The organism is Pseudomonas sp. JBR1 (assembly GCF_028198185.1).
Taxonomy (GTDB): domain Bacteria; phylum Pseudomonadota; class Gammaproteobacteria; order Pseudomonadales; family Pseudomonadaceae; genus Chryseomonas; species Chryseomonas oryzihabitans_E.
Genome location: NZ_CP116340.1, coordinates 2,517,500 through 2,532,226, shown reverse-complemented (window position 1 = coordinate 2,532,226; position 14,727 = coordinate 2,517,500). Strand labels below are relative to the sequence as shown.

At 65.8% G+C, this 14,727-nt stretch carries 9 protein-coding genes; 8 read left to right on the top strand and 1 reads right to left on the bottom strand.

Annotated features, from left to right (window positions below; genetic code table 11):
• The first annotated feature begins 27 nt into the window (after window positions 1–27).
• The 5 genes from pilB to yacG all read left to right on the top strand — a co-directional run bounded on the left by pilB (window position 28) and on the right by yacG (window position 4,824).
• Entirely contained in the window at window positions 28–1,722 is a 1,695-nt protein-coding gene (gene pilB / locus PJ259_RS11715) for a type IV-A pilus assembly ATPase PilB (RefSeq protein ID WP_271652932.1), read from the top strand.
• Between the two features lie 210 nt (window positions 1,723–1,932).
• On the top strand, window positions 1,933–3,150 hold the full coding sequence (locus PJ259_RS11710) for a type II secretion system F family protein (RefSeq protein ID WP_271652931.1): 1,218 nt from the start codon (window positions 1,933–1,935) through the stop codon (window positions 3,148–3,150).
• Window positions 3,150–4,022 (top strand): prepilin peptidase, encoded by an 873-nt coding sequence (locus PJ259_RS11705; protein ID WP_271652930.1) that lies wholly within the window; start codon window positions 3,150–3,152, stop codon window positions 4,020–4,022. Before PJ259_RS11710 ends, PJ259_RS11705 begins: the two co-directional genes overlap by 1 nt.
• Window positions 4,019–4,630, top strand: a complete 612-nt coding sequence (gene coaE / locus PJ259_RS11700) for a dephospho-CoA kinase (protein WP_271652929.1) — start codon at window positions 4,019–4,021, stop codon at window positions 4,628–4,630. The genes PJ259_RS11705 and coaE overlap by 4 nt, the downstream gene beginning before the upstream one ends.
• The gene (gene yacG / locus PJ259_RS11695) at window positions 4,627–4,824 is read left to right on the top strand and encodes a DNA gyrase inhibitor YacG (RefSeq protein ID WP_007160931.1); all 198 of its coding nucleotides are present in this window, start codon (window positions 4,627–4,629) and stop codon (window positions 4,822–4,824) included. Before coaE ends, yacG begins: the two co-directional genes overlap by 4 nt.
• 13 nt (window positions 4,825–4,837) lie before the next feature.
• Here yacG and PJ259_RS11690 read toward each other — a convergent pair whose 3' ends face one another.
• Window positions 4,838–5,335: a hypothetical protein gene (locus tag PJ259_RS11690; protein WP_271652928.1), complete on the bottom strand. Its 498-nt coding sequence runs from the start codon at window positions 5,333–5,335 to the stop codon at window positions 4,838–4,840.
• Between the two features lie 182 nt (window positions 5,336–5,517).
• On the opposite strand from PJ259_RS11690, the gene recC reads away from it, so the two are divergent.
• The 3 genes from recC to recD are packed head-to-tail and all read left to right on the top strand — an operon-like array spanning window position 5,518 to window position 14,682.
• Window positions 5,518–8,949 (top strand): exodeoxyribonuclease V subunit gamma, encoded by a 3,432-nt coding sequence (gene recC / locus PJ259_RS11685; protein WP_271652927.1) that lies wholly within the window; start codon window positions 5,518–5,520, stop codon window positions 8,947–8,949.
• Entirely contained in the window at window positions 8,946–12,608 is a 3,663-nt protein-coding gene (gene recB, locus PJ259_RS11680; protein WP_271652926.1) for an exodeoxyribonuclease V subunit beta, read from the top strand. The genes recC and recB overlap by 4 nt, the downstream gene beginning before the upstream one ends.
• Window positions 12,601–14,682, top strand: a complete 2,082-nt coding sequence (recD, locus tag PJ259_RS11675) for an exodeoxyribonuclease V subunit alpha (RefSeq protein WP_271652925.1) — start codon at window positions 12,601–12,603, stop codon at window positions 14,680–14,682. Before recB ends, recD begins: the two co-directional genes overlap by 8 nt.
• Window positions 14,683–14,727: the final 45 nt, after the last annotated feature.

Genomic DNA, 14,727 nt, shown 5'->3' with positions numbered 1-14,727 from the left:
CTGTTGTAGCCAAAGGTAGGAATGACGATGAGCGAGACGGTAATGCTGTCGGGGCTTGCGCGGCAACTGGTGGATGCGCAGTTACTAGCGGAGATAGCGGCCCAGCAAGCAGTGATCAAGGCCAAGCAGAGCAAGGTTCCGCTGGTGACCTATCTCGTTCAGCAGCGGCTGGTGCAGAGCCGACCTTTGGCTGAGCTAGCAGCCCAAGAATTTGGCGTGCCCTTTCTCGATCTGTCGGCCATTGACAAAGAGCAGTTACCCAAGGACATCGTCAACGAGAAGCTGATGCAACAGCATCACTTCCTGCCTCTGAGCAGAAGAGGTAATAAGCTCTTCATTGCACTCTCTGACCCGACCAATCAGCAAGCCATCAACGATGTATCCTTTGGCAGCAAATTGGCGGTTGAGGTGGTGCTGGTCGAGGACGACAAGCTGCACCAAGCCATCGAGCGGTATCTGGATACGGGAACCGGCGGTTTGGAGTTGTCCGATCTTGACCTTGATCTGGAAACCGAAGGAGGAGAGCGACCGCAGGAGGCGGTAGCTGGTACTGACGCTGACGATGCGCCCGTGGTGAAGTTCGTCAACAAGATGCTGCTCGACGCCATCAAGAAGGGCTCGTCCGACCTGCACTTCGAGCCCTATGAAAAGATGTACCGGGTCCGTTTTCGTACCGATGGCGTTCTGCACGAGGCGGCGCGACCGCCGGTGCAACTGGTGTCGCGGATCTCGGCGCGGCTCAAGGTGATGTCCAATATGGATATCTCCGAGCGACGCAAGCCCCAGGATGGCCGGGTCAAGCTCAAGGTATCCAAGACTAAGTCCATCGACTTCCGGGTCAATACCTTGCCCACCCTTTGGGGTGAGAAGATCGTGATGCGGATTCTGGATTCCTCCAGCGCTCAGATGGGGATCGATGCCCTGGGCTACGAGGATATGCAGAAGGAACTTTACCTGCAGGCGCTCAAGCAGCCGCAGGGGATGATCCTGGTGACCGGGCCGACCGGTTCGGGCAAGACGGTCTCTCTTTATACCGGCCTAAATATTCTCAATACCGAGGACATCAATATTTCCACTGCTGAGGATCCGGTGGAGATCAACCTGGAAGGCATCAACCAGGTCAACGTCAATCCGCGTCAAGGGCTCGATTTCTCCCAAGCGCTACGGGCCTTTCTGCGTCAAGATCCCGACGTGATCATGGTCGGTGAGATTCGTGACCTGGAAACGGCGGAGATCGCCATCAAGGCGGCCCAGACCGGCCACATGGTGATGTCGACCTTGCACACCAACAGCGCGGCGGAAACCCTGACCCGTCTGCGGAACATGGGGGTGCCCGCCTTCAATCTGGCGACTTCGGTCAACCTCATCATCGCCCAGCGCTTGGCGCGCAAGCTGTGCAACAAGTGCAAGAGAATCCATGAGGTGCCGCGTGAGGCATTGCTGGCTGAAGGCTTCCGCGAGGAAGAGATCGGCAGTTTTACCCTTTATCAGCCTATCGGCTGCGAGGACTGCAATGCGGGTTATCGTGGACGCGTGGGTATCTATGAGGTGGTGAAGGTCACCCCGGCGCTACAGCAGATGATCATGGAGGAGGGCAACTCCATCGAGATCGCGGCGCGGATGCGGATGGAAGGTTTCAATGATCTGCGGCGGTCGGGACTGGTGAAGGCTATGCAGGGGATTACCAGTCTGGAAGAGATCAATCGGGTGACCAAGGACTAGGGGCTTTCCCTCATCCTAGCCCTCTCCCAGAGGGAGAGGGGACTTGATAGGAGCGTAGGCTGGTGGCCGTGCATAAGGCTTTGGCATCACGGATTGCCTAGTGCGCTGGCATTTGGCGTGAGGCTTGCCTTTAAAGCCGCAACCGGCTCTCTTTAGAGCATTCTTTTGACGGGTCCGCCGAGGCGGGCCAAGCGTTGACGAGTCGAGGCTATGGCCGATAAAGCTATCAAGATGGGCAGCTTCACCTGGGAGGGGACCGATCGCAAAGGGACCAAGGTGAAGGGCGAAATGACGGGCTTGAATCCTGCCTTGATCAAGGCGCAGTTGCGCAAGCAGGGCATCAATCCGACCCGGGTGCGCAAGAAGTCGGTGTCGCTGTTCGGCAAGGGCAAGAAGATCAAGCCCATGGATATCGCCTTGTTCACTCGACAGCTGGCGACCATGCTGACCGCAGGGGTACCTCTGCTGCAGGCCTTCGACATCATCGGCGAGGGCTTCGATAATCCCAACATGCGCAAGATGGTCGACGACATCAAGCAGGATGTCGCTGCGGGTAACAGCCTGGCCAACTCCTTGCGCAAGCAGCCGCAGTATTTCGACGACCTCTATTGCAATCTGGTGGATGCCGGTGAGCAATCCGGTGCCTTGGAGACCTTGCTGGATCGGGTAGCGACCTACAAGGAAAAGACCGAAGCGCTGAAAAAGAAGATCAAGAAGGCTATGACCTACCCGGCGGCAGTCATCGTGGTCGCGGTGATCGTGTCGGCTATTCTGCTGATCAAGGTAGTGCCGCAATTCCAGTCTGTGTTCGAAGGCTTTGGCGCTCAGTTGCCAGCCTTCACGCTGTTTGTTATCGCCATTTCTGAAGCGTTGCAGGAATGGTGGTTGCTAGTACTTGGCGGACTCTTCGTACTCGCTTTCGTCCTGCGCCACTTCTACAAGAAGTCGGAAAAATTCCGCGACGCGACGGATCGTGGTTTGCTAAAAATTCCTCTTGTCGGCTCGATTCTCTACAAGTCAGCCATCGCCCGTTATGCCCGCACGTTGGCTACCACCTTCGCGGCAGGTGTGCCGCTGGTGGATGCCCTGGACTCAGTGGCTGGTGCGACCGGCAATGTGGTATTCCGCAATGCCGTGGAGAAGATCAAGGGCGATGTTTCCACCGGTATGCAGCTCAACTTTTCCATGCGGACTACCGGGGTGTTCTCGTCCATGGCCATCCAGATGACGGCCATCGGTGAAGAGTCGGGTTCCCTGGACGAGATGCTGTCCAAGGTCGCGACCTTCTATGAGGACGAGGTCGACAACATGGTCGACAATCTCACCACCCTGATGGAGCCAATGATCATGGCGGTCCTCGGGGTTCTGGTGGGTGGTCTGATCATCGCCATGTACCTGCCCATCTTCCAGCTCGGCTCGGTGGTCTGATGGCGCTGCTGGAGTTTTTGGCTAGCGCGCCGCTGGCCGCGGCGCTGTGCGCGCTGATCCTGGGGTTGCTGGTAGGCAGCTTTCTCAATGTAGTGGTCTATCGGTTGCCGGTGATGCTGAGGCGGGATTGGCAGGCGGAGGCGCGTGAGGTGCTGGAATTGCCGCCCGAGCCGGCGGGAGCGCCTTTCAATCTGGCGCGACCCGCTTCCCGTTGCCCCCATTGCCAGCGCGCCGTGCGGCCCTGGGAAAACGTGCCGGTGGTGAGTTATCTGCTTCTGCGCGGTCGCTGCAAGGGTTGTGAAGCCTCCATCAGCCCGCGTTATCCGTTGGTTGAGCTCGCCTGTGGACTGTTGTCCGCCTGGGTCATCTGGCATCTGGGCGTGACCTGGCAGGGCGGGGCCTTTCTGCTGCTGACCTGGGGCCTGCTGGCGGCCAGTCTGATCGACGCCGATCACCAGCTGTTGCCGGATGTCATCGTGCTGCCGTTGTTGTGGCTGGGGTTGATCGCCAATCAATTCGGGCTGTTCACCAGCCTCGGCGATGCCATCTGGGGTGCAGTGGCGGGCTATCTGAGTCTGTGGCTGGTGTTCCAGCTGTTCCGCCTGGTGACCGGCAAGGAGGGCATGGGCTATGGCGACTTCAAGTTACTGGCGCTGCTCGGCGCCTGGGGCGGTTGGCAGATCCTGCCACTGACCATCCTGCTGTCGTCGCTGGTGGGTGCCGTCCTGGGTGTCATCACCTTGCGCCTACGGCGGGCGGAAACCAGCACGCCCTTGCCCTTTGGTCCCTATCTGGCCGTGGCGGGGTGGATTGCCTTGCTCTGGGGTGATCAAATAACCAGCTTGTACCTGAACTTCGCCGGATTCCGATGACTTCTGCCTGGACCCTCGGCCTGACCGGGGGCATCGGCAGTGGCAAGAGCGCCGCTGCCGAGCATTTCGCCCAGTTGGGCATCACCTGTGTCGACGCCGATCAGGCCGCCCGTTGGGTGGTCGAGCCAGGACGACCGGCGCTGGCCGAGATCGCCGGGCATTTTTCATCGGCTGTCTTGCAGCCGGATGGCAGCCTGGACCGGGCGGCGCTTCGGGCCGCGATCTTTGCCGATCCGGCCGAGCGGCGCTGGCTCGAAGCCCTGCTGCATCCCCTCATTCGCCAGGAGATCCTGGCGGCCCTGGCTCGGGCCGAGTCGCCCTACGCCATCCTGGTGTCGCCGTTGCTGTTCGAATCCGGGCAACGGGCGCTGGTCCGGCGCGGGCTGGTGATAGACGCGCCGGAAGCGCTGCAGCTTGAGCGAGCCATGCGCCGTGACGGAGTGGACGAAGCCCAGGTGCGGGCCATCCTGGCGGCGCAGCTGCCGCGGGCCGAGCGCCTGGCCAAGGCGGATGACGTCATCTGCAACGACGGCGATCTCGCCACGCTCCACACCGAAGTGGAGCGCCTGCATTCCTTTTATCTGACCCTTGACGGAGGCCAAGCATGAGCACTCTCACCGTGGACTGCCCCACCTGTGGCGCACCCGTGGAATGGAGCGAGAAGAGCGCCAATCGGCCCTTCTGTTCCGACCGCTGCAAACTGATCGACCTGGGTGCCTGGGCGGCGGAAGAACATGCCATCCCGGGCAATGAGCTGGAAGACGATCTCTACTCGGAAGACCTCAATCGGCGCGGCCACTAGGACGCGCCTTCCCTCATAGCCGTTGCGCCCACGCCTGGGCTGTGGCCTGGGCTGCCTGGCGCAGTTTGGTCGCCAGTTCGGGTTTCTCGTATTCCAGCGGACTCGACGCCGTTACCGTATGGATGCGGTCGCGCTTGATGAAGAACACCTGGGTGCCCAGCAGCGGTTTGCTGCAGGCACTCGCGCCTTCGCCGAGGCCGTCGATGGCCTTGCACTCCAGTTGCTCACTGAGCGATTGCACCTGCCGGCGTAATTTGGGCAGCGCCCTGCCACCATTTTCGTAGCCCGCCGACAGGCCTAGCAGGTAGTTGGCCGGTTGGCCGGTGTCGCGGTCGGTGAAGGCGCAGCCGCCGGCGATCTGGCGGGCATAGGCCAGGGGCAGGCCGGAGGTCTGCTGGAGCAGGGGTAGGGGCAGCTGGGCCTGCAGGCTGGAGCAGTCGACGGGTTCGCCGTTATCGGCATGGGCGAGGACAGCGCCCAGGAGCAGGGGAAGGGCAACGAGGAAACGCATGAAAACATCCTGTCGATGGCCGGCGGCCGATAGAGGCTGAGTCTACCGGCTGGAACCTCGTTTCAGGCAGGGAGACAGGAGCGGCTGTGCGCTGCGTCATGCGTCGGTAGGCACATTGCGGACTGGTATCCGGCGCGGGTGATCCTTACCCTGGCCGCAGACAGCGAACAGCGAGGCGTAGGATGTCCGAGGCGCTCACTCCCGGATTCATGGTGGTACACGGCAATCGGCTCGAAGAGCTGCGCGGCCTGGCGGTCGGCTGGATGCGGCGGTATCCCCTGGCGCCGTTGGAAAACGAACAGGTATTGGTGCAGAGCAATGGCATCGCCCAGTGGCTCAAGCTGGCGTTGGCCGAAGATCCGCGTGGCGACGACGAGGGCGGCTGCGGGGTGGCCGCGGCGCTGGAAGTGCAACTGCCGGCGGCCTTTCTCTGGCGCACCTATCGCCAGGTGCTGGGCCGTGACCAGGTACCGCCATCCTCGCCGCTGGATCGCGCGCCCCTGACCTGGCGCCTGATGCGGCTCTTGCCGACCCTGCTCATGCAGCCCGACTTCGCCGCACTGCGGCGTTTTCTCGACGATGACGGCGATCTGCGCAAGAGATACCAGTTGGCCGAGCGTCTGGCCGATCTCTATGACGGCTACCAGGTCTACCGCGCCGACTGGCTCAACGACTGGGCAGCGGGCCGCGATCTGCTGGCCAGCCTGCGTGACAGTCGGCGCCCCCTGCCCGAGAGCTGTCGCTGGCAGGCGCAGCTGTGGCGGGCGCTGTTGGCCGATGTGGGCGACGGCGGCCTGGCCCGCAGCCGGGCCGGAGTGCACCGGCGCTTTCTGGAGGTGATGCGGGCGGCCACCGAAGCGCCGGCCGGTCTGCCGCGGCGGGTGGTGATCTTTGGTTTGTCGGCGATCCCGGCGCAGACCCTCGAAGCCCTGGCCGCGCTGGCGCGCTTCAGCCAGGTGCTGCTCTGCGTGCACAATCCCTGTCGCCATCACTGGTCCGACATCGTCGCTGACCAGGATCTGCTGCGGCAGAACTATCGGCGCCAGCAGCGCAAGCCGGGCATGCCCCAGACCCTGGATGCCGAGGCGCTGCATCAGCACGGTCAGCCGCTGCTGGCGAGCTGGGGCAAGCAGGGCCGCGACTACATCCACCTGCTGGACGAATTCGACGAGCCTGACGGCTATCGTCGGCTGTTCGAAGACCTCAACGGCGGCCGTATCGATCTCTTCGCCGAGACCGAACCCCAGCATCTGCTCGGCCAGTTGCAGGACGATATTCTCGAGCTGCGTCCGCTGACCGAGACCCGCGAACGCTGGCCGGCAGTTGATCCGGCGCGGGACAGGTCCATGCGTTTCCATGTGGCTCATAGCCCGCAGCGTGAGGTGGAGATCCTCCACGATCAGCTCCTGGCGCGCTTCAATAGCGATGGCAGCCTGAGGCCGCGCGACGTCATCGTCATGGTGCCGGACATCGATGCCTATGCGCCGCACATCCGTGCGGTGTTCGGTCAGCTCGACCGCCAGGATCCGCGCTTCATCCCCTTCAGCCTGGCCGACCAGCACCAGCGTGGCTTCCAGCCGTTGCTGATCGCTTTGGAGCATCTGCTGCAATTGCCCGACAGCCGCTTCGCCCTGAGCGAGATCCTCGACCTGCTGGACGTGCCGGCGGTGCGTGCTCGCTTCGGCCTGCGTGAGGGCGATCTGCCGACCCTGCATCTCTGGCTGGAGGGCGCCGGCGTGCGCTGGGGGCTGGATGCCGAGCAACGCAGTCGTCTCGACCTGCCTGAAGGCCTGACGCAGAACACCTGGCGCTTTGGCCTGAGGCGCATGCTGCTGGGCTATGCCGTGGGTAGTGGCGCGGCCCTGGGCGATATCGAACCCTTCGACGAGGTGGGCGGTCTGGATGCCGCGCTGGTCGGGCCGCTGGTGGATCTGCTCGATGCGCTGGACGCGGCCCAGGCGGCGCTGGCCCAGCCGGCTCGACCGGCGGAGTGGGGCGCCCGCCTGCAGGCGTTGCTGGCGCTGTTCTTCAGCGCCCAGGACGAGCATGACGAGTACCTGCTGGAACAGCTGGAAAATCTGCGCGAGCGCTGGCTCGAACTGTGCGAGGACGTGGCTCTGGACGAAGAGCTGCCACTCACCGTGGTCCGCGAGGCCTGGCTGGCCGGACTGGACAGTGGGGGCCTGGCCCAGCGCTTTCTCGCCGGGGCGGTCAATTTCTGCACCCTGATGCCCATGCGCGCCATTCCCTTCCGGGTGGTCTGTCTGCTGGGCATGCACGATGGCGCCTATCCGCGCATCCAGTCGCCGCTGGATTTCGATCTCATGGCCCAGGACTATCGCCCCGGTGACCGCTCGCGGCGCGAGGATGATCGCTATCTGCTGCTGGAGGCGCTGCTCTCGGCACGCGATCAGTTCTATGTCAGCTGGGTGGGGCGCAGCATTCGCGACAACAGCGAGCGCCCGCCGTCGGTGCTGGTCGCCCAGTTGCGTGACCATCTCCAGGCCGGTTGGCGGCTGGCAGGGCATGAGGAGGAGCCGGAGCGCCTGCTGGCGGCCCTGACTCAGGAACATCCGCTGCAACCCTTCAGCGCCCGCTATTTTCGCGGCGAGCGTGGGTATTTCAGCTTTGCCACCGAATGGCTGGGCGTGCATGACCGCACCACGCGTAATGAGGACGCCCTGCTGCCACCGTTGGTACCTGAAGAGCCCCTGGGCCTCGACGACCTGGCGCGCTTTCTGCGGGGGCCGGTGGACCTGTTCTTCGCCAATCGACTCAAGGTGCATTTCGAGGCGCCCGATGCGCCGGCGGAAGACGAGGAACCCTTTGGCCTGGACGCCCTGACCCGCTACCAGTTGGGAGAAGGGCTGCTGGAGGCGGCACTGGCTGCGCCGGCTGAGGCCGACCAGGCGCTCATGGCCGCCGCGGAGCGCTTGCGCGGCAGTGGTCGCCTGCCACTGGCCGGCTTTGGCGAACGAGCCGGACAGGCGTTGCGCGAGCCGCTGCCCGCCGTGGTCGCCCAGGTTGAGGCCTTGATAATGCGTTGGCCCGAATCCCTGGAAGAGGCCGTGACCCTGGATATCGAACATCGCGAGCTGCAATTGGTGGCCAACCTCGAACGCCTGCGCCGAGGGCCCGCGGGACTACTGGCGCTGACCGCTCAGGCCAATGGCCTGGGCAGCACCCGTACCCGCAAATGGCATCGGCTGCTGCGACCCTGGGTGCAACACCTGGTTGCCGCGGCGGGTGGCCTGCAATTGACCACGGCGGTGGTGGCGACCGATCTGACCCTGCTGCTGGCGCCGCTGGACGTCGAGCTGGCCCGCCGTCAGTTGAACGAATTACTGGACGCCTGGGCCCTGGGGCAGCGGCGTCCGCTGCCGGTGGCACCGCGCACCGCCTTCGCCTGGCTAGCCAATGACCCGGACAAGGCCCTGGCCGCGGCCGAGCAGGCCTATCAGGGCGAGGTGGCGACCCATCCGGCGCTGCGCCGACAATATGCGGACTTCGCCGCGCTGCTCGCCGACGAGGAATTCGATGGGTGGTGCCAGACCCTCTATGCGCCGGTCCATACGGCCGGCTGGCAGGTCGTGAGCGGGGAGGGGCAGGCATGAGTCAGCGTCCGCTCGCCTTGCGCTTTCCGCTGCAGGGCAATCAGCTCATCGAAGCCAGTGCCGGCACCGGCAAGACCTTCACCATTTCTGCGCTCTATGTGCGCCTGGTGCTCGGCCACGGCACCTCCGAGACGGCCTTTGGCCGCGACCTGTTGCCGCCGCAGATCCTGGTGGTGACCTTTACCGAGGCCGCCACTCAGGAGTTGCGCGATCGTATTCGCCATCGCCTGGCCGAGGCGGCGCGCTTCTTTCGCGACGAGATCGCGGCGCCCGATCCCTTGCTCGCCGAGTTGCGCGAGGACTTTCCCGCCGAGGCCTGGGCGGACTGCGCTCGGCGCCTGGACATCGCCGCCCAGTGGATGGACGAGGCGGCCGTCTCCACCATCCACAGCTGGTGCCAGCGCATGCTGCGCGAGCACGCCTTCGACAGCGGCAGTCTCTTCGTGCAGAACCTGGAGCAGGACCAGAGCGAATTGCTGGCCCAGGTGGTGCGCGACTACTGGCGGCGCTTCTGCTATCCCCTCAAAGGGGAAGCGCTGGACTGGGTGATCGAGCATTGGGGTGAACCCCGCGCCCTGGCCGCGCGCCTGCGGCCCCTGTTGAGCGAGGCCTTGGGCGCACCCCAGGGCGAGCCTGCCACGCTGCTGACCACTGCCCTGGCCGAACACCAGGTGCGGTTGGCCAGGCTCAAGGCGCCTTGGGCCCGGTGGGCGGAAGAACTGCGCGATCTCTGCCAGGCCGGTTGCGACGCCAAGGTGGTCGATGGGCGCAAGCTGCAGAAGCGATTCTTCGGTCCCTGGTGCGACAAGCTGAGTGCCTGGGCGGAGGACCCTGCCAGTGAAGACCTCGATATCGGCACCGGCTTCATCCGGCTGACCGAGGAGGGCTTCGCCGAGGCCTGGACCAAGGCCAGCCCGCCGGATCATCCGGCGCTGGCGGCCATGGCGCGCTTGCCCATGCAACTGGCCGAGCTGCCCAGCCCCGAGGTGCCCTTGCTGGAGCATGCTGCCGCCTGGGTGCAGCAGAAATTCGAGCGCGAAAAGCTGCGCCGCGCCGAGCTGGGCTTCGACGACATCCTCACCCGTCTGGATCGGGCACTGCAGGCCGATAGCGCCGGGGCGCGGCTGGCGGCGCTGATCCGCGAGCAGTTCCCGGTGGCGCTGATCGACGAGTTCCAAGACACCGATCCGGTGCAGTACCGCATCTTCAGCACCGTCTACGGGAGGGGAGAGGGCGCCGGGCTGTTTCTTATCGGCGATCCCAAGCAGGCCATCTACGCCTTCCGCGGCGCCGATATCCATACCTATCTGCAAGCCCGCCGCGCCAACGCCGGCCACCTGCATTCGCTGGACACCAACTTCCGCTCCACCGCCGCCATGGTCGCGGCGGTCAACCAGGTATTCCAGCATGGCGAGGCCACGGCGCCCCGGGCGGCTTTTCTGTTCCGCCAGGGCGAGGACAATCCAGTACCCTTCGAGCCGGTCCGTGCCCAGGGACGGCGCGAGGCGCTGGAGATCGACGGCGTACCTGCCGCGGCCCTGACCTTCTGGCAGCTGGCGGGCGACGAGCCCCTGGCCGGTACCGCCTATCGCGCCACCCTGGCCGAGAGCACCGCCAGCGAGATCGTCCGACTGCTGAGCCTGGCGGCCGAGGGCAAGGCCGGCTTTCGCCGTGAAGACGCCGAGCTGGTGCCCCTGCGGCCGGCCGACATCGCCATCCTGGTGCGCGCCGGCAGCGAGGCCCAGGCAGTACGCCAGGCGCTGGTGCGCCGTGGGGTGCGCAGCGTCTATCTGTCGGACAAGGATTCGGTGTTCACCGCCCAGGAAGCCCGCTGCCTGCTGGACTGGCTCAAGGCCTGTGCCGAGCCCGATGTGGATCGTCGCCTGCGCGCGGCCCTGGGCAGCCTGACCCTGTACCTGCCGCTGGCCGAACTGGACGCCCTCAACCACGACGAGCAGGCCTGGGAGTCGCGGGTGCTGCAATTCCGCGGATATCGCCAGCTCTGGCGTGGCCAGGGGGTGCTACCTATGCTGCGCCGCCTGCTGCAGGACTTCCGGCTGCCGCAGCGGCTGATGGCCCGTGCCGATGGCGAACGGGTACTGACCAACCTGCTGCACCTTGCCGAACTGCTGCAGCGCGCCGCTGGCGAACTGGACGGCGAACAGGCGCTGATCCGCCACCTGGCCGAGCAGCTGGCCGCCCAGGGCGCTGCCGACGAGCAGATCCTGCGGTTGGAAAGCGACGCCGAGCTGGTCAAGGTGGTGACGGTGCACAAGTCCAAGGGACTGGAATACCCGCTGGTGTTCCTGCCCTTCGCCTGCGCCTATCGCGCCGAGGAGGGCGCTACCCTGCCGCTGCGCTATCACGACGACCTGGGGCAGGTGCGCCGCACCTTCAAACCCTCCGCCGAGGAACTGGCCCGCGCCGACGACGAGCGTCTGGCCGAGGACCTGCGGCTGCTCTATGTCGCCCTGACCCGTGCCCGGCATGCCTGCTGGGTCGGGGTGGCCGATCTCAAGCGCGGCCGCAGCAAGGACTCCGGCTTCGCTCGCAGCGCCCTGGGTTATCTGGCTACCGGTGGCGAGCCCCTGGCGAGTTCGGCGTCCTTGGGCGCCGCCCTGACGACGCTGATCGGTGCGCAACCCGACACCCTCATCCTGCCGCTGCCCGAGGCCAGTCCCGTGCGGCTGCCGGAGGCGCGCGAGGCGCCCGTGACCCTCAAGGCGCTGACGGCCCGTCGCGCGGCCCGCGAGGACTGGTGGATCGCCTCTTACAGCGCCTTGCGCATCGGCACGCGCCTGGGTGAGGCGCGGGAGGAGGGCCAGCTCAACCTGGAGCTGGACCTGGATACCCCCGCGGCCCAAAAGCTGTTCGACGATGATCGGCTCGCCCCGGACGAAGCCCGTCAGCCGGCCGGCGGCGAGGATCTGCATCGCTTTCCTCGTGGTCCCGGCCCGGGCACCTTCTTGCACAGCCTGCTGGAGTGGGTCGGCGAAGAAGGCTTCGCCGCCATCCAGGTGGCGCCCGAGCGGCTGGACGACCTGATCGCCCGGCGCTGCCAGCGGCGCGGCTGGAATCACTGGATTCCCATCCTGCAGAGCTGGCTACGTCAGCTGCTGGCCCTGCCGCTCCCCTTGCCGGGCGGCACCCAGCGCCTGGGCGAGTTGACGCGCTACCAGGTGGAGATGGAATTCTGGTTCGCCACCCACGGTGTCGACCTGGAGCGCCTGGATGACCTGGTTCGCCGCGGTACCCAGGGCGGCCAGGCCCGTCCGGTGCTCGAGCCGGGCCAGCTCAACGGCCTGTTCAAGGGCTTCATCGACCTGGTCTTCGAACACGAGGGGCGCTATTTCGTGGTGGACTACAAGTCCAACTGGCTGGGCGCCGAGGCCGGTGCCTATACCCGCGCGGCCATGGAGGCCGCCGTCCTGGCCAAGCGCTACGACCTGCAATACGTGCTCTACAGCCTGGCGGTGCATCGGCTGCTCAAGGCGCGGCTGCCCGACTACAGCTACGAGCGTCACTTCGGTGGTGCCGTCTACCTCTTCCTGCGCGGGTGCGATCCGGCTGGGCACGGCGTCTTCGTCGAGCGTCCCTCCGCGGCTCTGATCGAAACCCTGGATCTGCTGTTCAGCGGTGCGGAGAACCCCAATGTCTGATTTCAGCACGGCTACCCAACGTCTTTTGCGTTTGGCCTCCCTGGTGCCGGAAGGCGAGCTGGCGCCGCTACGTCAGCGCGACGACCTCTTCCGCCTGCTGGAACTCTGGGTGCAGCGCGGTTGGCTGCGCCAGGTCGATCGTGCCTTCACCACCTTTCTCGGTGAGCTCGAAGCGGACGGCGAGGCGGCGGTGCTCCTGGCCGCGGCACTGGCCAGCCATCAGCTCGGCCATGGGCATGTCTGCCTGGATCTGGCTGCCGCCCTGCGCAATCCCGATGCCGCCCTGTCGCTGCCGCCCGAGGGTGACGAGACGCGCAGCTCGCTGCTGCCCTCGCAACTGCTCCAGGGCCAGAGCCTGGAGGCCTGGCGCCAGGCGCTGCTGGCCAGCGTGCTGGTCGATGGCGACGGCAGCGCGCCGGAGCGGCCACTGGTACTGGGGGGCGATCGCCTCTATCTGCGCCGCTACTGGAATTATGAGCGCGAGGTGGCTGCCAGCCTGCGCCAGCGCCTGGCCACTCCCGAGCCGCTGCCGGCGGATCTAGCGGAGCGCCTCGACCGGCTGTTTCCGCCGGATCCCGATGCGGGTGGCGAACCCGACTGGCAGAAACTGGCCTGCGCCCTGGCGGTGCGCGGCGCCTTCAGCATCATCACCGGCGGCCCCGGCACCGGCAAGACCACCACGGTGGTGCGGCTGCTGGCGCTGCTCCAGGCGCCCGCGGTGGCGGCCGGTCGCCCCCTGCGCATTCGCCTGGCCGCACCGACCGGCAAGGCGGCTGCGCGCCTCACCGAATCCATCGGCGGCCAGGTCAGTCGCCTGCCGGTGGACGACGAGTTGCGTCGGCACATCCCCACCGGGGTGACCACGGTGCACCGGCTGCTGGGCAGTCGCCCCAACACCCGGCACTTCCGTCATCACCGCGGGCAGCCCTTGCCGCTGGATGTGCTGGTGGTGGACGAAGCCTCGATGATCGATCTGGAAATGATGGCCAGCCTGCTGGCGGCCTTGCCGCCCAGGGCACGCCTGGTCCTGCTGGGTGACAAGGATCAGCTGGCCTCGGTGGAGGCGGGCGCGGTGCTGGGCGATCTCTGTCGGGATGCCGAGGCCGGACGCTACAGTCCGGCTACCCGCGCCTGGCTGGAAGCCGTGAGTGGCCAGTCGCTGGCCCAGACGTCGCTGACGGTCGGCGACGACCAGGGTGACGCCCTGGCGCAGCAGGTGGTGATGCTCAGGCGCTCGCGGCGCTTCGGTGCCGGCAGCGGCATCGGTCAACTGGCCCGTCGGGTCAACGCCCAGGACGGCCCGGGTGCGCAGCAGGTGCTGGTCGACGGCGGCTACGCCGATCTTCATCGCGTGCTGCTCAAGGGCCCGGAGGATCGTGCCCTGGAACGCCTGGTGCTGGAAGGGCGCGGGCGCGCCCGCGGCTATCGTCATTATCTGCAGGTCCTGCAGGAGACCCGGCCCCAGCTCGACACCGTGCTGGAGGACCCGGCCTGGACACGCTGGGCCGGCCAGGTGCTGGCCGCCTTCGACGACTTCCAGCTGCTCTGCGCCGTGCGCAAGGGCCCCTGGGGCGTCGAAGGTCTCAACCTGCGCATCGCCAGTGCCCTGCTGGAGGCCGGCCTGCTCTCGAGTGAGCACGGCTGGTACGAAGGCCGCCCGGTGCTGGTGACACGCAACGACTACAGCCTGGGGTTGATGAACGGCGACATCGGCATCACCCTCTGTCTGCCCGATGCCACCCATCCCGGGCGCAAGGTGCTGAGGGTCGCCTTCCCCCGGGGCGATGGTAGCGGCGGCCTGAGATTTGTCTTGCCCAGCCGGCTATCGGCAGTGGAGACGGTGTTCGCCATGACCGTGCACAAGTCCCAGGGCTCGGAATTCGCCCATACCGCGCTGCTGCTGCCTGAGCAGCTCAGCCCGGTGCTGACCAAGGAGCTGGTCTATACCGGCATCACCCGGGCGCGCGATGATTTCACCCTGATCGAGGCCCGCGGCGGCATCTTCGCCGAGGCGGTGGCACGCCGGGTCCGCCGCGTCAGTGGCCTGGACCTGGATTTGCGAAATACTGTGTAAATGTACAGATAAACGCTGGACGCTCCTCCTGTGCCTGCCTAAGGT

What these genes read in the sequence shown, in the direction of transcription:
- pilB (WP_271652932.1), top strand. Translation starts at nt 28, where the DNA reads ATGAGCGAGACGGTAATGCTGTCGGGGCTTGCGCGGCAACTGGTGGAT.
- recB (WP_271652926.1), top strand. Translation starts at nt 8,946, where the DNA reads ATGAGTCAGCGTCCGCTCGCCTTGCGCTTTCCGCTGCAGGGCAATCAG.
- PJ259_RS11710 (WP_271652931.1), top strand. Translation starts at nt 1,933, where the DNA reads ATGGCCGATAAAGCTATCAAGATGGGCAGCTTCACCTGGGAGGGGACC.
- PJ259_RS11690 (WP_271652928.1), bottom strand. Translation starts at nt 5,335, where the DNA reads ATGCGTTTCCTCGTTGCCCTTCCCCTGCTCCTGGGCGCTGTCCTCGCC.
- PJ259_RS11705 (WP_271652930.1), top strand. Translation starts at nt 3,150, where the DNA reads ATGGCGCTGCTGGAGTTTTTGGCTAGCGCGCCGCTGGCCGCGGCGCTG.
- yacG (WP_007160931.1), top strand. Translation starts at nt 4,627, where the DNA reads ATGAGCACTCTCACCGTGGACTGCCCCACCTGTGGCGCACCCGTGGAA.
- recD (WP_271652925.1), top strand. Translation starts at nt 12,601, where the DNA reads ATGTCTGATTTCAGCACGGCTACCCAACGTCTTTTGCGTTTGGCCTCC.
- coaE (WP_271652929.1), top strand. Translation starts at nt 4,019, where the DNA reads ATGACTTCTGCCTGGACCCTCGGCCTGACCGGGGGCATCGGCAGTGGC.
- recC (WP_271652927.1), top strand. Translation starts at nt 5,518, where the DNA reads ATGTCCGAGGCGCTCACTCCCGGATTCATGGTGGTACACGGCAATCGG.